Annotated in this window: 22 protein-coding genes and 1 other RNA gene; 9 read left to right on the top strand and 14 right to left on the bottom strand. The window is 58.4% G+C overall.

Annotated features, from left to right (window positions below):
• Positions 1-307 precede the first annotated feature (307 nt).
• Positions 308-404: signal recognition particle sRNA small type (gene ffs, locus DCL27_RS11740), an RNA gene on the bottom strand.
• Between the two features lie 142 nt (positions 405-546).
• Here ffs and DCL27_RS11745 point away from each other — a divergent pair.
• Positions 547-870, top strand: a complete 324-nt coding sequence (locus tag DCL27_RS11745) for an MGMT family protein (protein WP_068869962.1) — start codon at positions 547-549, stop codon at positions 868-870.
• Positions 871-950: 80 nt separating this feature from the next.
• Positions 951-1,817: an acyl-CoA thioesterase II gene (gene tesB, locus DCL27_RS11750; protein ID WP_035600209.1), complete on the top strand. Its 867-nt coding sequence runs from the start codon at positions 951-953 to the stop codon at positions 1,815-1,817.
• Positions 1,818-1,841: 24 nt separating this feature from the next.
• Here tesB and amtB read toward each other — a convergent pair whose 3' ends face one another.
• From amtB to cof, 4 genes are all read right to left on the bottom strand, one after another.
• Positions 1,842-3,119 (bottom strand): ammonium transporter AmtB, encoded by a 1,278-nt coding sequence (amtB, locus tag DCL27_RS11755; RefSeq protein ID WP_035594812.1) that lies wholly within the window; start codon positions 3,117-3,119, stop codon positions 1,842-1,844.
• Between the two features lie 26 nt (positions 3,120-3,145).
• Positions 3,146-3,484: a P-II family nitrogen regulator gene (gene glnK / locus DCL27_RS11760; RefSeq protein WP_035600207.1), complete on the bottom strand. Its 339-nt coding sequence runs from the start codon at positions 3,482-3,484 to the stop codon at positions 3,146-3,148.
• Between the two features lie 279 nt (positions 3,485-3,763).
• Entirely contained in the window at positions 3,764-4,225 is a 462-nt protein-coding gene (locus DCL27_RS11765; RefSeq protein ID WP_005296844.1) for an Lrp/AsnC family transcriptional regulator, read from the bottom strand.
• Between the two features lie 182 nt (positions 4,226-4,407).
• Positions 4,408-5,226 (bottom strand): HMP-PP phosphatase, encoded by an 819-nt coding sequence (gene cof / locus DCL27_RS11770; protein WP_005296840.1) that lies wholly within the window; start codon positions 5,224-5,226, stop codon positions 4,408-4,410.
• 101 nt (positions 5,227-5,327) lie between these two features.
• Here cof and DCL27_RS11775 point away from each other — a divergent pair, with 101 nt between their 5' ends.
• Complete coding sequence (locus DCL27_RS11775; RefSeq protein WP_005296838.1) at positions 5,328-7,040, top strand: SgrR family transcriptional regulator; 1,713 nt, start codon at positions 5,328-5,330, stop codon at positions 7,038-7,040.
• 48 nt (positions 7,041-7,088) lie between these two features.
• A complete protein-coding gene (queC, locus tag DCL27_RS11780) occupies positions 7,089-7,778 on the top strand; it encodes a 7-cyano-7-deazaguanine synthase QueC (RefSeq protein ID WP_005283491.1) in 690 nt (229 codons plus the stop codon).
• A gap of 38 nt (positions 7,779-7,816) precedes the next feature.
• Here the strand turns inward: queC and DCL27_RS11785 are convergent, their stop codons facing one another.
• From DCL27_RS11785 to bolA, 8 genes are all read right to left on the bottom strand, one after another.
• A complete protein-coding gene (locus DCL27_RS11785) occupies positions 7,817-8,158 on the bottom strand; it encodes a ComEA family DNA-binding protein (RefSeq protein ID WP_005283488.1) in 342 nt (113 codons plus the stop codon).
• Positions 8,159-8,300: 142 nt separating this feature from the next.
• On the bottom strand, positions 8,301-10,181 hold the full coding sequence (ppiD, locus tag DCL27_RS11790) for a peptidylprolyl isomerase (RefSeq protein ID WP_005283485.1): 1,881 nt from the start codon (positions 10,179-10,181) through the stop codon (positions 8,301-8,303).
• A gap of 282 nt (positions 10,182-10,463) precedes the next feature.
• On the bottom strand, positions 10,464-10,736 hold the full coding sequence (hupB, locus tag DCL27_RS11795) for a nucleoid-associated protein HU-beta (protein WP_005283482.1): 273 nt from the start codon (positions 10,734-10,736) through the stop codon (positions 10,464-10,466).
• Between the two features lie 215 nt (positions 10,737-10,951).
• Complete coding sequence (gene lon / locus DCL27_RS11800; RefSeq protein ID WP_005296832.1) at positions 10,952-13,306, bottom strand: endopeptidase La; 2,355 nt, start codon at positions 13,304-13,306, stop codon at positions 10,952-10,954.
• Positions 13,307-13,530: 224 nt separating this feature from the next.
• Entirely contained in the window at positions 13,531-14,802 is a 1,272-nt protein-coding gene (gene clpX / locus DCL27_RS11805) for an ATP-dependent protease ATP-binding subunit ClpX (RefSeq protein ID WP_005283476.1), read from the bottom strand.
• Between the two features lie 183 nt (positions 14,803-14,985).
• A complete protein-coding gene (gene clpP / locus DCL27_RS11810) occupies positions 14,986-15,606 on the bottom strand; it encodes an ATP-dependent Clp endopeptidase proteolytic subunit ClpP (protein ID WP_005296829.1) in 621 nt (206 codons plus the stop codon).
• A 230-nt stretch (positions 15,607-15,836) separates the two neighbouring features.
• A complete protein-coding gene (gene tig, locus DCL27_RS11815; protein WP_005283471.1) occupies positions 15,837-17,138 on the bottom strand; it encodes a trigger factor in 1,302 nt (433 codons plus the stop codon).
• 469 nt (positions 17,139-17,607) lie between these two features.
• A complete protein-coding gene (bolA, locus tag DCL27_RS11820) occupies positions 17,608-17,934 on the bottom strand; it encodes a transcriptional regulator BolA (RefSeq protein WP_228594431.1) in 327 nt (108 codons plus the stop codon).
• Between the two features lie 417 nt (positions 17,935-18,351).
• Here bolA and DCL27_RS11825 point away from each other — a divergent pair, with 417 nt between their 5' ends.
• The 3 genes from DCL27_RS11825 to DCL27_RS11835 are packed head-to-tail and all read left to right on the top strand — an operon-like array spanning position 18,352 to position 21,874.
• On the top strand, positions 18,352-18,930 hold the full coding sequence (locus tag DCL27_RS11825) for a lipoprotein (RefSeq protein ID WP_005296824.1): 579 nt from the start codon (positions 18,352-18,354) through the stop codon (positions 18,928-18,930).
• Positions 18,931-18,971: 41 nt separating this feature from the next.
• A complete protein-coding gene (ampG, locus tag DCL27_RS11830; protein WP_035600210.1) occupies positions 18,972-20,453 on the top strand; it encodes a muropeptide MFS transporter AmpG in 1,482 nt (493 codons plus the stop codon).
• 23 nt (positions 20,454-20,476) lie between these two features.
• A complete protein-coding gene (locus DCL27_RS11835; protein WP_035600205.1) occupies positions 20,477-21,874 on the top strand; it encodes an MFS transporter in 1,398 nt (465 codons plus the stop codon).
• Between the two features lie 25 nt (positions 21,875-21,899).
• Here the strand turns inward: DCL27_RS11835 and DCL27_RS11840 are convergent, their stop codons facing one another.
• Positions 21,900-22,391 carry a YajQ family cyclic di-GMP-binding protein gene (locus tag DCL27_RS11840; protein WP_005283457.1) on the bottom strand — a complete coding sequence of 164 codons (492 nt, stop codon included), beginning with the start codon at positions 22,389-22,391 and terminating at the stop codon, positions 21,900-21,902.
• 200 nt (positions 22,392-22,591) lie between these two features.
• Here DCL27_RS11840 and panE point away from each other — a divergent pair, with 200 nt between their 5' ends.
• A complete protein-coding gene (gene panE, locus DCL27_RS11845) occupies positions 22,592-23,509 on the top strand; it encodes a 2-dehydropantoate 2-reductase (protein ID WP_005283454.1) in 918 nt (305 codons plus the stop codon).
• Positions 23,469-24,059, top strand: coding sequence for a protein deglycase YajL (gene yajL, locus DCL27_RS11850; RefSeq protein WP_035600203.1), 591 nt, complete (start codon positions 23,469-23,471; stop codon positions 24,057-24,059). Before panE ends, yajL begins: the two co-directional genes overlap by 41 nt.
• Positions 24,060-24,339 lie beyond the last annotated feature (280 nt).

Raw genomic sequence — 24,339 nt, forward strand, 5'->3', positions numbered from 1 at the left:
CATCGTTTTCATTCCCCTCTTCTCTTAGAAGCCTATCCCATTAGGCTATTTTATTTACCATTTGGGCCCTGGACAGGGCTTACCATCCTCATGTGTTGCGTGTACGCCCCGGTTGTTCCACGCTGTCCGTATCCAAACTGGCTACAACGATACACGCCTACTGGGATAGGCTCTTAGTCAATCTTATGCAAACGAATGATGTAGTTATCGCCAATCGGACATCTGTCGCCGGCGCTTCGTTCATCTCAACATAAAAAGAGTGTTTGGCAGAGGCAGAGGCAGAGGCAGAGGCAGAATTGGGTGGGAGCCCTGCCAGCTACATCCCGGCACACACGTCACCTGCTACGGCTGCTTCCTTCCGGACCTGACCGAATTCACAAGCTAGCGTTGCGGGAGAACCAACAGGGCCCCCATAACGAGCGCCACAACTGCAGCGCGCAGGCATTATCAGCGATGCCAGACACAATTGCAAGGCGCCCCCCGTTAAACGTTGTTTTCTTAGACAACGGCCTTGAGCCTGGCGACATAAGCACCGATAATCGCATCATGATGATGATCCCCTCCCCGTGCGACACCTTCCAACAACGCGTGCTACTCTGCGTCGCGTCCATCCCCGTCGGCCAGGTCGCCACCTACGGTCAGATCGCGGCGATGGCAGGCCATGCGCGCGCCGCCCGACGTGTCGGCGCCATTCTACGTGCCCTGCCTGAGGGGAGTCGCCTACCCTGGCACCGGGTGGTCAATCGCCTCGGAGCCCTCTCACTGCAGGGGGACGCTTTCCTACGCCAACGCCGCGCGCTACAGGCCGAAGGGGTCGTCGTCGACGAACGGGGGTATCTCGACCTGGCGCGATTACGCTGGCAGCCCTAACGGTAACCTCGCGGAAGATTGACGCCGCCGTCCCGGTTACGCACACTGTGGACTATGTAACATAGGTTAAGGTATTACCGATGAGTCAGGCGTTACAGCAGTTGCTGAACCTCTTAAATCTGGAAAAAATCGAACAGGGCATTTACCGAGGGCAGAGTGAAGATCTCGGTCTGCGTCAGGTATTCGGCGGCCAAGTGGTCGGCCAGGCACTCTATGCCGCGAAGCAAACCGTCGACCCGGTGCGTCAACTGCATTCGTTTCACAGTTACTTTCTACGCCCCGGCGACAGCCGGATGCCGATTATCTACGATGTGGAGATACTACGCGACGGCAATAGTTTCAGCGCTCGCCGCATCAAGGCCATTCAACACGGCCACCCGATCTTCTACATGACCGCCTCGTTCCAAACCGAGGAGCAAGGGTTCGATCACCAGAGCGCCATGCCACCAGCGGCGGGACCGGCAGGCTTAGCCAGCGAGACCGATATCGCCCGAGCGCTACAACACCTCATCCCCGAGGCGGTGCGAGAGACCTTTACGCGCGAACAGCCCATCGAGATGCGTCCGATCCATTTCCACAATCCGTTACAGGGGGAGGTCGGCCCGGCGCAGCGTTATGTCTGGGTGCGCGCCAACGGTGAGCTACCCGAGGATCCCCGAGTACATCAATATCTGTTGGGCTACGCCTCAGACTTCAACTTTCTACCAACGGCCTTACAGCCGCATGGCAAAGGCTTTCTTGAACCAGGCATGCAAGTCGCGACGATCGACCATTCCATGTGGTTCCATCGCCCCTTCCGCCTCGATGACTGGCTGCTATACGCCATCGATAGCCCCTCCGCCTCTGGCGGACGCGGCTTGGTGCGGGGCCAATTCTTCGATCGCCAAGGGCAATTGGTGGCCTCCGCCGTGCAAGAGGGCCTCATTCGCCAGCATCCGGCGCGCTGAGCCACGCGCCGGGATGGCGCAAGGTCAACGGTTATAAGCGCTCTCACCGTGGCTGGTTACATCCAGCCCGGTATGCTCCTGCTCCTCACTGACGCGTAGACCGACGCACCGATCGGCAACCTTATAGGCGATCAGTGCCGCCGCCGCCGACCACAGTACGCTCACCAACACGCTCAGCGCCTGCACCCACACCTGATGTCCCATGGTGACGCCGCTGGCGTAACCGGTCCCGCCCAACGCGTCGGCGCTCAAGACTCCGGTCGCTAGGCACCCCACAATACCGCACACGCCATGTACCCCAAAGACATCGCAGGCATCATCCACCCGTAGCCACTGTTTCAGTACCACGACCCCCCATAGCCCCGCCATACCGGCTAACACCCCAAGCAGTAACGCTCCGCCGACCCCGACGCTCCCGGCCGCAGGCGTCACCGCCACCAGCCCGGCGATACAACCGGAGCACGCCCCCAGTAGCGAGGGATTGCCACGCAGCCACCACTCCATCAACAGCCACGAGAGGATGGCGCCGGCAGCGGCGATCACCGTATTGAGGAAGGCCAACGCCGCAATATCGCTGGCCGCCCCGGCAGAACCAGCGTTAAAGCCAAACCAGCCGACATAGAGAATGGCGCTACCGAGGAAGACCAGCGGCAGGCTGTGGGGCTTGAACGCCTCTCGTCCATAACCACTACGCGGCCCTAACAGATAGGCGCCGATCAACCCGGCCACCGCCGCATTGATATGCACCACCGTTCCACCGGCGAAATCCAGCGCGCCATCCGTCGCCAACCATCCCCCGCCCCATACCATATGGGCCAACGGAATATAGGAGAGGGTGAACCACAGCACGGCAAAGATCAGCACCGCGCCGAAGCGCATGCGTTCGGCAAACGCGCCCACCACCAGCGCCACGGTGATGATGGCGAACGAGCCTTGGAAGGCCACATGCACCAGGGTTGAGATCGAACCGGTGACATCGTGCAGACCGATGCCGCGTAGCATCACACCGTGTAGGTTGCCCACCAGCGCGTTACCCTTGCCGAAGGTCAAGCTATAGCCGTACAGCACCCACAGCACGCTGATCAGGGCGAAGATCACCATCACCTGCGTCATCAGGGATAGGACGTTCTTAGCGCGCAATAATCCGCCATAGAATAGGGCGATACCCGGCAGGGTCATAAACAGCACCAACGCGGTAGCGATCAACATGAAACCATTGTCCGCCCGATCCGCGAGCGGTGTCGCGGCTAACGCCGTCCCCGGCAACCATAGTGCCGCAACCATTCCCTTACGTAAGGTCATCATGCTTTCCCCCTCCTTGCCCATCATCACAACGCCGCCTCATCGCATTCACCGGTACGGATGCGTACCACGCGCGTTAAGTCAGCGACAAAGATCTTACCGTCGCCAATTTTTCCACTACCCGCCGCATGGCAGATCGCCTCGATCACCGCCTCGAGCCGATCATCCGCCAGCGCGATCTCGATCTTGACCTTGGGTAAGAAATTAACGGCGTACTCCGCGCCACGGTACAGTTCGGCGTGCCCCTTCTGCCGACCAAATCCCTTCACCTCCGTCACCGTCAACCCACAGATCCCCATGGCCGAGAGCGCATCGCGCACCTCATCCAACTTAAATGGCTTGATCACCGCACTCACCAGTTTCATCGCGCTCTCCTCCATAAACGCCACCTCATACAGCGAAACATTCAGCAAAGGTCATGCCAGGAGTGAAAATAGTGTGAAAAAGTGCAGTGATCATGCGGGGTTAGTCACAAAACTGAGGGGTAAGGCGAGACGAGGCGCATGGCACCAAAATAGTGCGAAATGGCCAGTGTTGCGTCTAATGTGGCGCAGCGTGGGGCAGCGCCGACTCACCGCCAGCGCGGTATGATGTTATGTGGGTCGTCGTGAGCGCCGGCAGCCGATCCGATGCCAGCGTATGCGCTAGTCGCGGAGTGGCAACGCCGTGGTAAACTTGATCTGCTCCATCGCGAAGCTGGAGGTGACATCGCTCAGTCCTTTCACCGCCGTCACCAGGCGCTTATAAAACTCATCGAAGCTCTTCATATCGGCGACTTGTACCTGCATCAGGTAATCATACTCACCCGCCATGCGATAAAACGCCAAGATCTCCGGCATATGTTCTACCTGCTGCACAAAGTGGCCATACCACTCCGCACTGTGATACTGGGTCTTGATCGCCACAAAGGCCGTCAATCCCAGGCCAAGCTTCTCCTTGTCCAGCAACGCCACCCGTTGCGTAATGTAGCCCTCCTCCTCCAGGCGCTTCAGTCGCTTCCAGCAAGGAGTCGACGTCAGATTGACGGCCTCGGACAGGACTTGCAACGACAGGGTGCAGTCCCGCTGTAACATATTCAACAGGCTACGGTCGATTTTATCCAGCATAGGGGCCTCCAGGAGAAATATTTCCTCCAATTAGGCCAATACGCACCATAATAATCAATCCTTTTCCCGCATAAATGGGATAGCTGCCCAGAAGGCATGGCGAGGGTTAGGGTTAGGATTGGCGACAAAAGAAAAACCGACAAGGGGACAGTCAGGTTCCCTTGTCGGCTGGCCGAAAAGCCTCAGTGATTCGGGGGAATTGTGAGGGTAGATCGTGTAAGCCAAAATGTTAATTGTTGTGCCACCGCCTGCTGCTGACAGTCGCCGATGACGCGCAAATGAGGCAAGGCTTGTCGCAGTTGCGCCAAGGCGTTCCCCATGATGAATCCTTGACCGACCATCGCCAGCATCTCCCGATCATTCATCGCATCGCCAAAGGCCATACACTCGGCCAACGAGACACCGACATGGTCGCATAGCACCGCCAACGCATTGCCCTTATTACTGCCTGGTGGCACCACCTCCAACGAGTCACGGCCCGAGAAACAGAGGTCGATTGCCGTGCCTAAGTGCTGGCGTAATCGCTGCTGCAACGTCAATAGACGCTGATGATGATCGATAAAACAGATTTTGCTGATGCCATAGGCAGGCAACTGGCGTACGTCCACCAGACGATAGGCGAAACCATCCGCTTGATGAGGGATCAAGAGCTCAGGACAGGCGTGCCCCGTCAGCCAGCCATCGTCACGAAACAGATGCACCGAGGCGCTGTCGCTCCATGTCACATGGAGCAGCTCATGCACCACGTCGGGTGCCAGATCCTGGCGAAAGAGCAGCTTGCCGTTACGGTCATGCACTCGGGTACCGTTGCCGGTGATCAAATGTCCGTGCAGACCGAGCCGTTGCGTCATACGACTCACCTCCAGGAAGTGACGCCCGGTGGCGAAGGTCAGCATCACCCGCCGCCGCGCCAAGTGCCGCAAAGCCTCAAGCGTCTCCGCCCCGATGCGGTGATCCGGCATCAATAGTGTGCCGTCCATATCAAACGCTGCCAAACGCATGCTGCCTCCCCTCTGTGACCCCTTCTGCATGTTGTGCAGTATCGCGTGGTATTTACGGAACTAATAGTGAACAATTAGAGAAAAGTGTTCAGGATTTAGCGATGCGCCTACTGCAACGTCTCAACCAATACCAACGGCTCTATCAATTCGCCGGAGATGCCCCTCGGGCGACCACCGTCGCCGAGTTGGCCGCGACGGTCTGCTGTAGCGAGCGCCATACGCGAACGTTGCTCAACCAGTTGCAAGACATCGGTTGGCTGAGTTGGCAAGCCAGCGCCGGCCGAGGTCGGCGGGGCTGCTTACATTGCCGCGTACCGGTACAGCAACTCCGTCGCCAACTGATGGAAAGTCTATTGCAGGAGGGCAATCACCAGGGGGCCTTGCGCCTTGCGGCGCGTGATCCGGCGCACCTGATGCCCTACCTGCAACCCCACCTCGGCGGGCAGTGGTCAGCCGAGCTGCCGACCCTGCGTATCCCCTATTACCGTCCGCTGGAGTCGATTCATCCGCTGCAACTGAGCGGGCGTGCGGAGCAGCATCTGGCACACACGATCCATGCCGGACTCACGCGCTTCGTCCCCGGCAACACGGCGCCACAGCCGGATCTCGCCCACCACTGGCAAGTCAGTGCCGATGGCCTCTGTTGGCGCTTCCAACTGCACAGCGATCTCCACTGGCACCATGGCCAAGCCATCACCACGGCACAACTGTTAGCGGTGCTGCAGCAGCGGCGCACGCATCCGCAGGCCGGAGCCCTTTTAGCCAGCGTGTCGGCGATCGATCAGCCTCATCCGCTGTGCTTACGCTTCCTCCTCAGGCGCCCCGATTATTGGCTGGCGCACCGACTGGCTAATCTGCTTTGTCTACTGCCCCATCCACAGTTGGCCGATATCGGGGCCGGGCCATTTCGCTTAGCGAACGCCCATCCGACGTTGCTGCGTCTGGAACAATACCCGGGATACCATTTGCAGCGCCCCTATCTGCACGCCATCGAATACTGGATCACCGCCGGACCACATGCGGCGTTACGCGCCTGTCTGGATGCGGTACGCATCCAGATCGGGCCCGATGAGGGGATTCAAGATAGCCGTCGGCTCAAGACCAGCACCAGCTTGGGTTTCGGTTATATGGCCATTAATCAGCGCCAGGGAAGGCTGACATCCCCCCAGGCGCGTTATCTCCTGGGACTGATGCGCGACGCGGAGAGCTTTAGCGCCCTCCCTCTTGAGGAGGGGATCACCCTACGCTGCGAGGAGCTGCTCCCCGACTGGCCGCTCCCCGACTACCCCGCCACGCCTTGCCCCTTACCTCCCCAACTGGTCCTGTTGACGCAGCCAGCGGCGCCGCTGCATCAGTTGGCGCGCCGCCTCCAATCCCGCCTGGCGCGCCTCGGCTGTATCCTGGAACTGCGCTTCTTCGCCGGTAAACGCTGGCTCGATGACGCGCTGTTGGCCCAGGCCGATATCATCCTGGGTGATAAGCGCATCGGCGAATCCCCCGGCGCCACGTTAGACAACTGGCCGCGTACCGATCGCTTGTGGCCGGCGATCCTCCCTTCGGCCAGCTACCGGGATACGTTGGAGCAGCTTAACCGCCAGCAGCAAATGGCCGACGAGACGTCACGCCTGGCCGCGCTCCAGCGCCTCTACCACACGCTGATGACTCAGGGTTACATGGCGCCGCTGTTCAACTACCGCTATCAGGTTAGCGTCCCGCCTCGCGTCAACGGCATCGTATTGACCGCCCACGGCTGGTTCGACTTTTGCCAAGCATGGGTGCCGGCGCCGGATGAAGACTGTTCATCGTCCGATTGAGCCGCTACCATAACCTCATGCTCTCTTGAATAGATTATCGAGGTTTATATGAAACGCGCCGTTGTGGTTTTCAGTGGCGGACAGGATTCAACCACCTGCCTGATCCAGGCGTTGCAACGCTACGACGATGTCCATTGCATCACCTTCGACTATGGGCAGCGCCACCGCGCCGAGATCGATGTCGCCCGTAATCTGGCCCATCAACTCGGTGCCAGTGCCCATAAGGTGTTAGATGTCGGCTTATTAAATGAGCTCGCGATCAGCAGCCTGACCCGGGACAACATCCCGGTGCCCACCCAGAGTGAAACGGGGATTCCAAATACCTTCGTACCGGGGCGCAATATTCTGTTCCTCACCCTGGCGGCGATTTACGCCTACCAGGTCGAGGCCGAGGCGGTGATCACCGGGGTCTGTGAGACGGACTTCTCGGGGTATCCCGACTGCCGCGATGCGTTCGTCAAGGCACTGCATCACGCGGTGAGCCTGGGGATGGCCAGAGACATTCGTTTCGAGACGCCGCTGATGTGGCTCAATAAGGCGGAGACCTGGGCGTTAGCCGACTATTACGGCCAGCTAGAGCGGGTACGTCACGATACCCTGACCTGCTATAACGGCATCCAGGGCGACGGATGTGGCCACTGCGCCGCCTGCCACCTCCGGGCGCACGGCCTGCAACAATACCAGGCCGACCCGGCGGGTGTGATGGCTTCCCTGCGCCAGAAGAGCGGCTTGGCCTAACCCCCCGCTCATCGCCTCCCGCCGCACGACGGCGGGAGCTATAACGCCAAGCGTGCGCGATTCTTCTCTAACAGCGCCCGGCCGATTCCCTTCACTTGCAACAGTTGCTCAAGGCTAGAGAAGGCGCCGTGCTGTTGCCGAAAGTCGACGATCGCCTGCGCCTTATCCAGTCCCACCCCCGTCATTCCCGCCGCCAGGGCCGGTGCCGAGGCCTGATTAATATTCAGCCGCTCTCCCTGGGGCGCCGTGCTCCCCCGTGCGCCAGAGGCGGGCATCGTGGTGGTGGTCGATGAAATGACTGGCGCGGCCTGGGGACGGAGGGGAAAAAACAGCAGAGAGAGCCACAGCGGGGAGGATAACAATAAGGTAAATAAAGACATGACAGTTCTCCTTCTGATCGGTTAGCAAACTCGCTTACCATGCCCGAAGGTGCATCCGCTGACAAAAGTTCGCCACCAGAGACGCAAAAGGCCGCTGACGCGGCCTTGATACGTTACATTGTTTCTCGTACTGCTGCGGTGATTACTGCATTTCCGCCGCTGCGCCCAGCTTAATCTTGCCATTGGCGCGCAGGTTATCCATCAATGCCTCGAAGGTGATCCCGGTCTCGCCGGTCAGCATCTGCGAAGCGAAGGCTTTCTGCTCTTCCGCCGTCAATTGGCCCGCTTTCACCGCATTCAGGCGGATCAGCACGATGTTATCCTGACGATCTTCCGAGAGGCCATATACCGGCTTATTCGCCTGCGGATGTGGCAGTGCAAACACCGTATCCACCAGCTGACGGTCATCGGAGGCGCGCGTCAACGTCTGCTCGGCGCCGAAACTCAACCCGGCGGCCTGCAACGCGGCATCGCCTTTACCCGCCTGCAACGCAGCCAACAGTTTTTCACCCTCGCTACGCGCCTGGGCGATCGCCTTCTGACGTTTCAGCAGCTCGGTCACCTGATCGCGTACCTGGTCGAAGGGCTTGACCGCCTCCGGCTTATGCGCGCTGACGCGCAGGACAAAGGCGCGATCGCCCTCGACACTGATCACGTCGGAGTTGCTACCCGGCGTGCCATTCTCGCCAAACAGCGAGCCATCGAAGATCGCCTGCACCACCGGCTTAAAGTTCAATGCAGCCGGTACGCTATCACGGGTAAACCATGCGGTCTCGGTCGCCTTAGCCCCGGCGGCTTCTTCCGCACCAGCCAACGAGTCGTTATCGCTGGTAGCGGCGTCGCTCACCTTCTGTTGCATCGCATAGAAGGCATCCAGCGATTTCTGTTGCTTCACCTTATCGGCGATGGCGGCACGCACCTCTGACAGCGGTTTAATCACCGCCGGCTGCATGTCATCCAGACGTACGATCAGATAACCGACGCTAGAGGCGATCGGCGCAGAAACCTGCCCCTTGGTCGTCAGCTTGGCGTTCAGGATCTCCTGCGGCGTACTCTCCGGCTCCATCCAGCCCAACTCCCCGCCATTCTTACGGGAAATAATATCGCTAGAGTGCTCTTTCGCCAGGGTGGCGAAGTCGGCCCCCTTGGCCAGTTGTTCGGCGATCGCCTTGGCTTCCGCCTCACTCTTCACCTGGATCACGCTGTACTTATTGCGCTCCGGTTGGGTGAAGCTGCGCTTATGCTGATCGTAATAGGCGCTGATCTCCGCATCGCTGACGGTCATCTTGTCATTGATCGCGGCGGCATCCATCTCGATATAGCTCACACGTACCGCCTCAGGGGCGATAAAGCTATTCTGGTGCTGCTGGTAGTAACCTTGCAGCTCGGCATCGCTCACCTTCTGCTGCGGCATCAATTGCTTGATGTCGATGGTTGCCAGATTGATCAGACGTTGCTGCATGGTCAACGCCGCCAGGGAGGAGACTTCGCTCGGCAACGTGAAACCGGTGGCGGTGAAGCCCTGGATCAGTTGCTGCGTCACCAGTTGCTGGCGCATCAGTTGTGCATAGCTATCTGGCGTCAACCCCAGACGCGCCACCATCTCCAGATACTTGGCGTTATCGAAATGGTTATCCGTCTGGAAATAAGGCAGGGTACGAATCGCCTCTTTCACCTGGGCGTCGCTGATAGCCAGGTTCAATTTCTTGGCGTACTGATCGAGCAACACATCGTCGATCATGCGTGACAGCACCTGCTGACGCAGCTCCTTCATATACCCTTCGTTGCCTGCCAGCACCGAGAACTGATCGCCCAGCTGCTGCTGCAAACGGCTACGCTCATTCTGTACCGCCTGCTCCAACTGGGCCCGACTGATCTCCTGACCATCCACTTTGGCCGCATAGTCGCCGGAACCACCGATCAGATAATTACCTACCCCGGTCAGCACAAACGAGATGATGATCAGAGCCAGGATAACCTTGAGCACGACGTGATTGGCGGCCGCGCGTAAATTGTCCATCATAGTGTGGCAACACTCCGCTGTGATTGTTGGTAATACGTTGTGACTCCGCGTCGTGCCGGGACTCGCCCGGCTATGCACAGCACACGCTATAGATTAACTGCTTCAGGCTACCCTGACGAGGCATCATGCCACGATGTGCAGGGAAGGCAGTTGCCAGCCATAAAAAAAGCGCATCAACATGATGCGCCTTGTATTTTACCTTAGCTACGCCATGGCGTCAGTCGATTGTTTGCGATTTGCAGAAATCGCCACTACCGATGCCAGGCGCATCGCGCTCGACGCTTAGTTCACCGCGTCTTTCAGCGCCTTACCCGCACGGAAACCCGGTACCTTCGCAGCGGAAATCTCGATTTCCTTCCCCGTCTGCGGGTTGCGGCCAGTACGCGCAGCACGTTCACGCACATCGAAGGTGCCAAAACCGACCAGAGCGACGGCATCACCCTGTTGCAGGCTTTCGGTCACGGAGGCAATGAAGGCATCCAGCGCACGACCGGCTGCCGCCTTGGAAATATCAGCACCCTCGGCAATCTTGTCGATCAGTTGTGATTTATTCACTCTCTCATCCCCTTTAAAAATCCCGGTCGCACAGGAAACGAGTCTCCCTACCGTACGACCGCGCAGCAGTTATCTCAAGCCTGTCATGACCGGCCAACGCATCTACGGCGCTCGCTACGGCTGACAGGGCTCTACGTTAGCGGCACAAAAAAAGGCTGGCAAGCCCGAAATGGGCCGCCAGCCGATGTTTTATCAACGTACTTTGCGATATGTCACTATTTCGCGGTGACAACGTCCATGCCAAACGGCGCATTCTGCAGCGCCAAGGTTAAAACCTCGTCGATGCGCTTCACCGGATGGATGTCGAGATCGCGCAGGACGTTCTCCGGCATCTCCTCCAGATCCCGCTTATTATCATCCGGGATCAGGACGGTTTTGATACCGCCACGATGCGCGGCCAACAGCTTCTCTTTCAGCCCACCGATCGGCAGCACCTGACCACGCAGCGTGATCTCCCCGGTCATCGCCACATCGGCGCGCACCGGATTACCCGTCAGGCAAGAGACCAGTGCCGTACACATCGCGATACCGGCGCTCGGCCCATCTTTCGGTGTAGCCCCTTCCGGTACGTGGACGTGGATGTCGCGCTTCTCATAGAAGTCCTGATTGATCCCCAACTTCTCGGCACGCGCACGGACGACCGTCAACGCCGCCTGGATCGACTCCTGCATCACCTCACCCAGCGAACCGGTATAGGTCAGCTTGCCCTTACCCGGTACGCTGGCCGTTTCGATAGTCAGCAGATCGCCGCCCACCTCGGTCCAGGCCAAGCCTGTCACCTGCCCGACACGGTTTTCGCTGTCGGCCCGGCCATAATCGAAACGCTGTACTCCCAGATAATCCTTCAGATTATCGCCATTGATCTCGATGTGGCGCAGCGACTTGTCCAACAACAGCTGCTTGACGGCCTTACGGCACAGCTTGGAGATCTCACGCTCCAGCGCCCGCACCCCCGCCTCACGCGTGTAGTAACGGATGATGCCGACGATCGCGCTGTCGTCCACCGTTAACTCGCCTTTCTTCAACGCGTTACGCTCGATCTGCTTCGGCAATAGATGCTGGCGAGCGATGTTGAGCTTCTCGTCCTCGGTGTAGCCGGACAGACGGATCACCTCCATACGATCCAACAGCGGCGCCGGGATGTTCATCGAGTTTGAGGTGGCGACAAACATCACATCGGACAGATCGTAATCGACCTCCAGGTAGTGATCGTTAAAGGCGACGTTCTGCTCCGGATCCAAGACCTCCAACAGTGCCGAGGCGGGATCGCCGCGCATGTCGGAAGACATCTTGTCAATTTCATCCAGCAAGAACAATGGGTTACGCACACCCACCTTGGCCATCTTCTGGATCAGTTTACCCGGCATGGAGCCGATGTAAGTCCGACGATGACCGCGGATCTCCGCCTCGTCACGCACGCCGCCCAGCGCCATACGCACATACTGACGCCCGGTAGCGCGGGCAATGGATTGCCCCAGCGAAGTCTTACCTACCCCCGGCGGCCCGACCAGGCACAGGATCGGTCCCTTGATTTTGCTGACGCGACTCTGCACCGCTAGGTATTCCAGGATGCGATCTTTGACGCGCTCCAGACCATAATGGTCGGCGTCCAGCGTCTCCTGCGCCTTACGCAGATCTTTCTTCACCTTGCTGCGAGCATGCCACGGCACCTGCACGATCCAGTCGATATAACCGCGCACCACGGTGGCTTCCGCCGACATCGGCGACATCATCTTCAGCTTTTGCAGCTCGGCTTCCGCCTTCTCACGCGCCTCTTTCGGCATCTTGGCGGCTTCGATCTTGCGCTTCAGCGCCTCGAACTCGTCTGGCGTATCGTCCATCTCACCCAGCTCTTTCTGAATGGCCTTCATCTGCTCATTCAGATAGTACTCGCGCTGGCTCTTCTCCATCTGCTTCTTCACCCGGTTACGGATGCGCTTCTCGACTTGCAGCAGATCGATCTCGGACTCCATCATCGCCATCAGATATTCCAGACGCTCGGCCACGTCGAACATCTCCAGCACCGTCTGCTTGTCGTTCAGCTTCAACGGCATATGGGCGGCGATGGTATCGGCCAAGCGAGCGGCATCATCGATGCTGTTCAGCGAGGTCAGCACCTCCGGCGGGATCTTCTTGTTCAGTTTGATATAGCCTTCAAACTGATTGATGGCGGTACGTACCAGCACCTCCTGCTCGCGTTCGTCCATCTCCGGCGTCGCCAGGTACTCTGCCTGGGCGGCAAAGTGTTCGCCACCATCAGACAGCGTGGTGATGCGGGCACGTTGGATCCCCTCCACCAGCACTTTTACCGTACCATCCGGCAGCTTCAGCATCTGCAGAATGGAGGCCACCGTCCCGACGGTAAACAGATCGTTGACGCCCGGCTCGTCGGTCGACGCCTCTTTCTGTGCCACCAGCAGGATCTTCTTGTCGTGATCCATTGCGGCTTCCAGGCAGCGGATCGACTTTTCCCGGCCTACAAACAACGGAATCACCATGTGCGGATAAACCACCACATCGCGCAACGGCAATACGGGGATTTCTATGCGTTCGGAACGCTCAGGATTCATAGAGCTCTCTCTTTGTTTAGCTTCCGCCAGGTTATGGCGAAACAGCGCCACATCATGAGTAAAGACTGTTTCACCAAAGGATTACTAGAGTATATGGGGCTATATTGGCGGGATTCAACGCCACGATCTACGGAAAAAAAATGGGGGATGCCATCCCCCATTTCTCCTACTGTCCCATCTACTCAGCACGCCGATGGCGAACGCGTGCCACCGAGGGTGGCGAGTTACTCGCCGGCAGCTTGCGCCTCGGGCTGTCCGTAAATCAGCATCGGCTTACTCTGCCCTTCGATAACCTGCTCATCGACGACCACCTTCTCCACGTTCTCCATGGAGGGCAGATCGTACATGGTATCGAGCAGCGTCCCCTCGACGATCGAACGCAGGCCACGCGCACCGGTCTTACGCGCCATCGCCTTCTTCGCGATGGCGGTTAAGGCTTCGTCGCGAAACTCTAACTCGACCCCTTCCAGGCCAAACAGCGCCTGATACTGCTTGGTCAGGGCGTTCTTCGGCTCTTTCAGGATCTGGATCAGCGCCGCTTCATCCAACTCTTTCAGGGTGGCGACCACCGGCAGACGACCGATGAACTCCGGGATCAGACCAAACTTGATCAGATCTTCCGGCTCGACCTGGCCCAGCAGCTCACTCTCGCTGGCCTTATCCGCCTTCCCTTTCACCTTCGCGCCGAAGCCGATACCGGTGCCGGTATTCACACGCTGACCGATCACCTTATCCAACCCGGCGAAGGCACCACCACAGATGAACAGAATCTTGGAGGTATCCACCTGCAAGAACTCCTGCTGCGGATGTTTCCGTCCGCCCTGCGGGGGAACGGCCGCGACCGTCCCTTCGATCAGTTTCAACAGCGCCTGCTGCACCCCTTCACCCGATACGTCACGGGTAATCGACGGGTTGTCCGACTTACGGGAGATCTTGTCAATCTCGTCAATGTAGACGATGCCGCGCTGGGCCTTTTGCACGTCGTAGTCGCACTTCTGCAACAGCTTCTGGATAATATTTTCGACATCCTCGCCGACATAGCCGGCTTCGGTCAGGGTCGTCGCATCCGCCATGGTGAACGGCACATCCAGCAGACGAGCCAACGTCTCTGCCAGCAGGGTCTTGCCGCTACCGGTCGGGCCGATCAGCAGGATATTGCTCTTACCCAACTCGACGCCGTTACTGGTGTCGCCGTTACGCAGGCGTTTATAGTGGTTATACACCGCCACCGCCAGCACCTTCTTCGCCTGCTCCTGACCGATGACATAGTCATCCAGGTGATGACGGATCTCATGGGGAGTCGGCAGTGCGCTACGCTCGCGGTGCGGCGTCACGTCTTTGATCTCTTCGCGAATGATGTCGTTACACAGATCGACACATTCATCGCAGATATACACTGACGGACCGGCGATCAGCTTACGAACTTCATGCTGGCTTTTGCCGCAAAAAGAGCAGTACAGCAGCTTGCCAGAGCCGTCTTTGCGCTTATCTGTCATCAGTAAACCTCTTTCATTTAATTGCTGTCCCACCCGCGGCGGGCGTAGGCCCTATCATGACCTTGGCGCTGATCCGCGCGGCACACAGCCTATCCACACGAAAGCGCCCGTGGGCGCTTTTATCGCTCTAGTATATCGGCGAATGGCCAGAGTGGCAGCATGTGGGGCGGTTCGCCGCACAAATCAGGCGCGCTGGGTCAGCACGGCATCGACCAGACCGTAATCGACCGCTTCCTGTGCAGACATGAAGCGATCGCGCTCGGTATCACGCTCGATCACCTCCAGTGGCTGACCGGAGTGCTTGGCCATCAGGGTGTTCATGCGCGCCTTGATACTGAGGATCTCTTTCGCGTGGATCTCAATATCGGTCGCCTGACCTTGGAAACCGCCCAACGGTTGATGGATCATGACCCGAGAGTTAGGCAGGCAGAAACGCTTGCCCTGCGCCCCGGCAGCCAGCAGGAACGATCCCATGGAGCAGGCTTGCCCCATGCAGATGGTGCTGACATCCGGTTTGATAAACTGCATGGTGTCATAGATAGACATCCCGGCGGTGATCACCCCACCCGGTGAGTTGATATATAAGTGGATGTCTTTTTCCGGGTTTTCTGCTTCCAGGAACAGCATCTGGGCCACGATCAGGTTGGCCATGTGATCTTCGACCTGCCCTGTCAGAAAAATAATGCGTTCTTTGAGCAGACGGGAAAAAATATCGTATGAACGCTCGCCGCGCGAAGTCTGCTCAACAACCATGGGCACCAACGCCATGTGCGGTGCTAACTCACGCTGGTCACTGTATGACATTAACCGTCTCCTATAGAAATCTCTTCAGCAGTGGTACGTTTTGATTCTACTTGAGATAGGCCGGATTGACTATGCACAATCGGGCCCTCCTCTGCTGTCCCTGCGCCTCAGGAAGACAGTATTTCACTCATTTGGGGGTGAACACGGCAAAATAAAGGCGCCCACTAAAAAAAAACCTTCGCCCTACGGCGAAGGTTTTTCAGATGACCTTAATCAATCAGGCGAACAACTTAGGCCTGCGGCTGGTTCATCAGCTCGTTGAAGGTGGTCTCTTTCTCGCTCACTTTGGCCTGGGCCAGCAGCAGTTCAACCGCTTGCTCTTCCAGTGCCATGTTGCGCATGTTGTTCATCATCTCTTTGTTCTTGCTGTAGAACTCGATCACTTCCTGCGGATCTTCGTAGGCAGAAGCCATCTCTTCGATCAGCGCATTAACGCGAGCGTCGTCTGCTTTCAGCTCGTTCTTGCTGATCACTTCGCCCAGCAGCAGACCGACGATGACACGACGCTTAGCCTGCTCTTCGAACAGTTCACGCGGCAGCTCCATCGCTTGCTGCTCATTGCCACCGAAACGCTGTGCGGCTTGACGACGCAGCACGTCGATTTCGCCGTCGACCAGGGCTGCCGGCACGTCGATTTCGTTCGCGCTCACCAGACCGTCCAGAACCTGCGCCTTGATGCGGTTACGCACGGCATTTTTCAGTTCACGGGTCATGTTCTTACGAACTTCAGCCTTCAGGCCTTCCAGGGAGCCATCAGCCACGCCGAAACGCTTGATGAACTCGGCAGTCATTTCCGGCAGTTCGCGCTCTTCGACTTTCTTCAGCACGATGTCGAATTTAGCCGCTTTACCTTTCAGGTTTTCAGCGTGGTAATCTTCCGGGAAGGTTACATCGATGACGAACTCTTCACCCGCTTTGTGACCCAGGATACCGTCTTCAAAGCCCGGGATCATGCGGCCCTGGCCCATGGCCAGAACGAAATCGGTCGCCTTGCCACCTTCGAAGACTTCGCCGTCGATAGAGCCGGTGAAATCGATGGTTGCACGATCTTCGCCAGCCACTTCACCCTCTTTCGCCACCCAGGAAGCCTGCTGCTTACGCAGGGTTTCAACCATGGCGTCAACGTCGGCGTCTTTCACCTCTACCAGCGGCTTCTCAACCACGATGGTATCCAGACCCTTCAGTTCGATCTCCGGGTAAACTTCGAACTCTACCGCGTAGGTGAAGTCGTCGCCCAGTTTGTATTCGCCCGGTACATACTTCGGCGCACCGACCGGATTCAGTTTTTCTTTGATGATCGCGTCGACGAAATTACGCTGCATCAGATCGCCCAGCACGTCCTGACGTACAGATGCGCCATAACGCTGAGCGACGATGTTCATCGGCACTTTGCCCTTACGGAAACCGTCAATGCGTGCCTTCTTGGCAACATTACGCAGTTCGCTTTCTACTGCTTTTTCGATGCTATCAGCAGCAACAGTAATATTTACGCGACGACCCAGGCCTTCGGTGGTTTCAACAGAAACTTGCATCTTATACCTCAAAAAATCACAGTGCTCGGTCAACGCTAGAAGCCGTTCTCTGCATCATGCCTGAGAGCCGCAACTTACTCTGAAGCGGGACGGCGCAAGAGTCACGCCCGCCGCCTTTCAAGTGCCATCTTAGCCGTTATCGCCGCCCCTCCCCGCGCTTACCGCGGTAAGCTCGGGAGACGCTAGCGCGTCGCCGCCTCGATGCTGCTCGAAATTCATTGGGCCGATATTGCATTCCCTGTTTTCAGATGCGTCCCGAATACCATTCCGGAAAAATAGACGCGACATTATAGCGATGCGCGCACTGGGAGTCGAGAACCCGCGGGATTAAGTCACGCGGCGCCTCACACTTTCACCCCGAACTCCCCGCCGTTCGCCCCGGCGACACAGACAAAAAAAGATGGCCTAATGGCCATCTCCGTCGCGGCACTCGCCTCTCTTTGGCCGCCGCGCGCTGAAAAAGTTCCGTTTACGCGAGGCTAGCGCTACCGTTCCCGACACCGCGGCAAACCGGCGAGGCTAACACCGTATCCTGCAAACCGGCCCACTCTTTACGGGTATAGGTATGCAGCGCCAGGGCATGGGCCCCATCCGCCATCTCTTCGGCCAACGCGCCATAAATCGCGCGGTGACGTTGCAAAAAACGCTCGCCCTGGAAGCGGTCACTGACCATGACCACCTTGAAATGGGTCTCCGATCCTGCAGGCACATTGTGCCGATAGCTTTCGTCAACCACATCAAGATAGACCGGCTCAAAAGCCGCGCGCAGTTTGGCTTCTATCTGCTCTCTCATCATACGACATCCCCTTATCCGGCAACGGCAGTGGTACATGACACGCTAACGCGTCGGGAGCACATCGCGGCGGCAGGCACCGCACTCGCATCCGATAGTCCTCGCTCCCCATCGGGGGGCCAAGTCTATCTTTCCGCCTCCTTATCCTAAAGCGTAGCCGCTTTTTGCCATTCTACGCACTCCTAACGTTAATTTAACGTCACGATCCATCGGCTTTCAACTACAAATATATCCTTATAATCAATAGGGTAAATCATGATTTTCTGCGGGTGATCCCGCGTTGACCGACCAGGGAAGAAAATCCCCCGCCGGGGATCCCTCGCCCGGCAGGGCAATGGTATGATATACCTGTCCATCTCCTGCACAGCCGATGCAGTGCCTGTTATCACTCAACACCAGAAAATGGCTATCACAATGACTATGCTAAAAAAACTGTTTCTTCCGCTGCTGGCTCTGCTCGCCCTGGCCGGCTGCGCTAGCCAAAGCAATACCCTGAATATCAATCCGCAGATGGCCCTGCCGCAGCAAGACCCTACGCTACAAGGCATCACCATCAGCATTAACGGCGCCGACGTTCGCCCTGATAAGGCGCTGGCGAAGGTCAACCGCGACGGGCAGTTGGTCACCCTGATGCCTCAGCGCGATCTGCGTTTCCTGTTGCAAGAAATCTTGGAAAAACAGATGACCGCCCGCGGCTATATGATCGGCGCCAACGGGGCCGTCGACTTGCAGATCGTGGTTAACCGCCTGTACGCCGATGTCAGCGAGGGGAACCTACGCTACAACATCACCACGCACGCCGATGTCTCCATCATCGCCACCGCACGCAATGGCAGCAAGCTGGTGAAAACCTACCGTGCCAGCTATAACGAGCAGGGCGCCTTTACCGCCAGCAATAGCAAGATCACCAATGCGGTCAACAATGCGTTGACGGATATCGTCAGCACCATGGCGCAGGACTCCAGCATCAGCGACTTCATTAAAGCCAACGCTCGTTAACCCTAATGCCGGTACGGCACGCCGTACCGGCCAATATCCTTATGCCAACAGCCTACTTCGCCATTTTCACCCAACGCCGTAGCGCCATCCTGTTGTTGCTCGGCTTCGCCTCGGGGCTCCCGTTGGCCTTGACCTCCGGCACTCTCCAGGCCTGGATGACCGTCGCGGGCGTCGATCTGAAGACCATCGGCTTCTTCTCGCTGGTCGGTCAGGCTTACGTCTTCAAGTTTCTCTGGTCGCCGCTGATGGATCGCTACACGCCACCCTTACTCGGCCGGCGTCGAGGCTGGCTGTTGTTAAGTCAGATCCTGCTATTGACAACCATCTTCGCCATGGGGCTGCTGGATCCGCAGCGCCATCTGTGGTGGCTGGCGTTATTGGCGGTGCTGGTGGCCTTCTGCTCCGCCTCACAAGATATCGTCTTCGATGCCTACAAAACCGATCTGCTCAGCGCCGAGGAGCGTGGTGCCGGGGCGGCGATCTCGGTACTCGGCTACCGCCTGGCGATGCTGGTTTCTGGGGGGCTGGCCCTGTGGCTGGCGGATCGCTACCTCGGTTGGCAGGCGACTTACTGGCTGATGGCGGGCCTGATGTTGATCGGCATCGCCGCCACCCTCTGGGCGCCAGAGCCGCAAAGCGATGTGCCGGTGCCACGCACCCTGGAACAGGCGGTATTGGCCCCGCTACGCGACTTCTTTCAACGTGATAACGCCTGGCTGATCCTGCTATTAATCGTCATGTACAAGATGGGGGATGCCTTCGCCGGTAGCTTGAGCACCACCTTCCTGATCCGGGGTGTCGGCTTCGACGCCGGCGAGGTTGGCCTGGTCAATAAGACCCTGGGGCTGCTCGCCACCATCATCGGCGCCCTGTGGGGTGGGGTATTGATGCAACGCCTGTCGCTGTTTCGCGCCCTGATGCTGTTCGGTATTCTGCAAGGGGTCTCTAACTTTGGTTACTGGTTGCTGGCCGTCACGGATAAGAGCCTGCTAACCATGGGGAGCGCCATCTTCCTGGAAAACCTGTGCGGCGGCATGGGAACGGCCGCTTTCGTCGCGCTGCTGATGACGCTGTGCAACCGCGCCTTCTCCGCCACGCAGTTCGCCCTGCTCTCCGCCCTCTCCGCCGTCGGCCGCGTCTATGTCGGCCCCCTCGCCGGCTGGTTCGTCGAACTGCATGGCTGGCCGTTGTTCTACCTGTTTTCGGTGATCGCCGCCCTACCCGGGCTGGCGTTGCTACTGTTATGCCGTCGCACGTTGGAATATGTCCAAGCGACCGGAACATTCCGCCAACGCCACGCCTATGCCCAAGGTTATCGCTACGCGCTGCGCCTGTTACTCGGCGGCGTGCTGCTCATCGCCCTCTGGCTGCTGACGCTGCTGGCGGGCTACCTGGGGATGACGGCGTTATCCCCGCTGGATGAACCGCTGTTTATGCTGGCGCTGGCCCTCTGTGTGGCCGGGGTGCTCTGGGGCGCTTGGCTCGACTACCGTGCGCAGGCACTGCCGACGCCCCAGGCGTGAGGCTCGACCGATTCGAGGTTGTAATGAACGATTTTCGCATGACCCCCAACGAGCGTAAGGCCACCTGGGGGCTGGGTGCCGTCTTCTCCCTGCGCATGCTGGGGATGTTCATGGTGCTGCCGGTACTGACCACCTATGGCATGTCCCTCAGCGGCGCCAGCGAGGCGCTGATCGGCCTAGCCATCGGCATCTACGGCGTCACCCAGGCGCTATTACAGATCCCCTGCGGTATTCTCTCCGACCGTCTAGGCCGCAAACCGTTGATTGTCGGAGGCCTGCTGATCTTCGCCCTCGGCAGCGTCATCGCCGCGCTGACCGACAGTATCTGGGGAGTGATCCTTGGGCGAGCGCTACAGGGTGCCGGTGCCATCGCGGCGGCCCTGATGGCGCTCTTGTCCGACCTCACCCGCGAACAGAATCGCACCAAGGCGATGGCCTTTATCGGCGTCAGCTTTGGCGTCACCTTCTCCATCGCCATGGTCGCCGGCCCATTGATCACCCATACCCTGGGCCTCTCCGGTCTCTTCGCGCTGATCGCCCTACTCGCCTTGCTCGGTGTGCTGATCACCCTCTATCTGATCCCCGTCCCGACGGCGCACCGCCTGAATCGCGAAGCCAGCATAGTACGCGGCGCCTTTGGTCGAGTATTGGTCAACCCGGCACTGTTGCGTCTCAACGCCGGGATCATGTGTATGCATATCCTGTTGATGTCCAGCTTTATCGCCTTACCGCCATTGATGGAGCAGGCTGGGCTAGCGCGTGGCGAACAATGGAAGGTCTATCTGGGTACCATGCTGGTGGCCTTTATCGCCATGGTGCCCGGCATCATCTATGCCGAAAAGCAGCGGCGCATGAAGCAGGTATTTCAATTCTGTGTGGTGATATTGATCGCCGCCGAGGTAGTGCTGTGGTATGCCGGGTTACATCTGACCGGCATCATCCTCGGGATCCTGCTCTTCTTCTGCGCCTTTAACATGATGGAGGCCATGCTGCCGTCGCTGATCAGCAAGGAATCACCGCCCGGTTATAAGGGAACGGCTATGGGCGTCTACTCCACCTGCCAGTTCATCGGCGTCGCCATCGGTGGCATTCTCGGTGGCTTGGTGTACGCGCGCGGCGGGGCCGAGGCGGTATTTACCGGCTGTGCCGTGTTAGCGGTAATGTGGTTTGTGATCAGCCTGACGATGCGTGAACCGCCCTATGTCAGCAGCTTACGCATCGTACTCCCGCCTACGCTGGCAGCCGATGCGGCCCTGGCACAGCAGCTACGCCAACAGGCGGGGGTAAGCGACGCGATCCTGGTCGCCGACGAGCACACGGCCTACATCAAGATCGATAGCCTCGTGACCAGCCGCGCCGCCATTGAGCAGTTCCTGCAATGCTGTGCCGAGACGGCACCCAGCACGCCGAAGCCGATGTAAGGCCGTTGCGCGCAGGCGCCGGCGATCAGTCGCGGAAGTTATTAAACTGGAAGGGCTGCCCCAGATCGGCGCCACGCACCAGCGCCATCACCCCCTGCAAATCGTCGCGTGACTTCCCGGTCACGCGCAACTGATCGCCCTGGATCTGCGCCTGTACCTTCAGTTTGCTATCCTTGATCAACTTGACCAGCTTCTTCGCCATCGCCGACTCGATGCCCTTCTGTAGCTTGGCTTCCACGCTGTACAGCTTGCCACTGTGCTCACACTCCTCCGGGATCTCCAGAGCCCCGGCCTCGATGCCCCGCTTCACCAGCTTCTCGCGCAGGATATCCACCAGCTGCTTAACCTGAAAGTCAGAGATAGTCGTCAGCTTGATGCTCTCGCTCTTTTCATTCAGCTCGATGCTGGCCTCGACGTTGCGGAAGTCCCAACGTGAAGCCAACTCGCGCGTGGCGTTCTCCACTGCGTTGCGTACTTCCTGCAAATCCACCTCGGATACGATATCGAATGACGGCATGCTACTTCTCCTCTCACTATGATGCCGAGCATCATAGCGGCTCGGCGCCATGATGCAAGGCGCAGACGCTCCCCTGTCTTTTCCCTGAACAGATGGCAGCGATTTCCCCGCACAGCACTGCGAATCAGCGGGAGAAAAGTTTATACTGAACAGAGATAAGCTGCGTTTTCGGCGCGCACGGAAACGCCACTGGAGGTGTAATGAAGATAACCGTTTTAGGTTGTGGGGCGTTGGGCAAATTATGGCTCTCAGCGCTGGTGCGGCGCGGGCACCAGGTGCAGGGTTGGCTACGCGTCCCTCAGTCGGAGTGTCATGTACATCTGATCACGCCACAGGGCCTCACCGACCAACGTCGCCTGCCGGCTAACGATAATGCCCTATTGGCGCAGAGTGACCTGCTGCTGGTCACGCTGAAAGCGTGGCAAATCGCCAACGCACTGCCCCCCTTGTTGCCCCGTCTCGCGCCCCACTGCACCATTTTGCTGCTACACAATGGCATGGGCGCCCTGGACGAACTCATGCCACTGCCCACGCAACCCTTGTTACAGGGCAGCACCACCCATGCCGCGCGCCGTGAGGGACATACCGTCTGGCACGTCGCCAACGGCATCACCCATATCGGCCCGCTTAACGAGGCGGGGCAAGCCTGTAGCGGGCTGGCCGACGCCTTGCACCGGGCATTACCTGACGTCGCCTGGCACGATAATATTCAACCCGCGCTATGGAATAAGTTGGCGATCAACTGCGTCATCAATCCGTTGAGCGTACTGTATGGTTGTCACAACGGCGCACTGGTCCAACACCAAGAACACATCCACGCCCTGATCGCCGAGATCGTCGAGGTGATGGAGGCGGAGGGCTACCGTACCAGCGCCCAAACGCTCTACAGCTATGTGATGCAGGTCATTCATCTGACCGCCGACAATCTCTCCTCCATGTTGCAAGATGTGCAGGCTCAGCGCCATACCGAAATCGACTATATCACCGGCTATCTGATCCGCCGTGGCCGCAGCCATGGTCTGGCTCTCGCGGAAAACCGCCAACTTTTTGATCTGATAAAACGAAAGGAACAAACCTATGAGCGTATCGGCCTTGGTGTGTCTGGCGCCTGGCAGTGAAGAGACCGAAGCGGTCACCACGATCGATCTGCTGGTGCGAGCCGGCATCCATGTGGTCAGCGCCAGCGTCGCGCCGGACGGTAACCGGGAAATTCTTTGCTCACGCGGTGTGCGTCTGCTGGCTGACACCACGCTGGTTCAGGTGGCCGATGAGCCGTTCGACGTCATTGTCCTGCCCGGTGGGCTAGCGGGCGCCGAATGCCTGCGCGATAGCGATCTGGTGATCGAGAAGATCCGCCAGATGCATCTGGAGGGAAAACTCGTCGCCGCGATCTGTGCCACGCCGGCGGTGGTCCTGCAACACCACAACCTATTCCCCATCGCCAACATGACCGGCTATCCGGGAATGAAAGCACAGATCCCCACCGAGAAGTGGATGGACAAGCGCGCCTATTACGATGAACGCGTTCGCCTACTGACCAGCCAGGGGCCGGGTACCAGCATCGACTTTGCCCTGAAGATCATCGATATTCTGCTGGGCAGAGAGAAAGCGGCCGCCGTCGCGGCGCAGCTGGTCACGGCCGCAGGTATCCACGATTATCACCACTAAGCGTATGGCGCTCCCCTCCTCCTCGGGGGCGCCGCCGTAGTGGTACGCAATCCCCTAGGGAAAATAAATAGAATCACCCGGAAATATCCACCTCATCTATGTATGCAGTTTTTATTAATTCATCATACTTCCTGAGCGATCACAAAACGTTATTTTCCTCGACTTACCCTGCCGATTCCGCTCGATAGGATGGTTGCGCCGCCCCATCATTTATATTAAAAGGATCGCGTTATTCAGCGCGGCTTATTTTAGCATTTCTATCATTCTATTTTTATTAACC

Origin of the sequence: Edwardsiella tarda ATCC 15947 = NBRC 105688 (assembly GCF_003113495.2) — a bacterium.
GTDB lineage: Bacteria > Pseudomonadota > Gammaproteobacteria > Enterobacterales > Enterobacteriaceae > Edwardsiella > Edwardsiella tarda.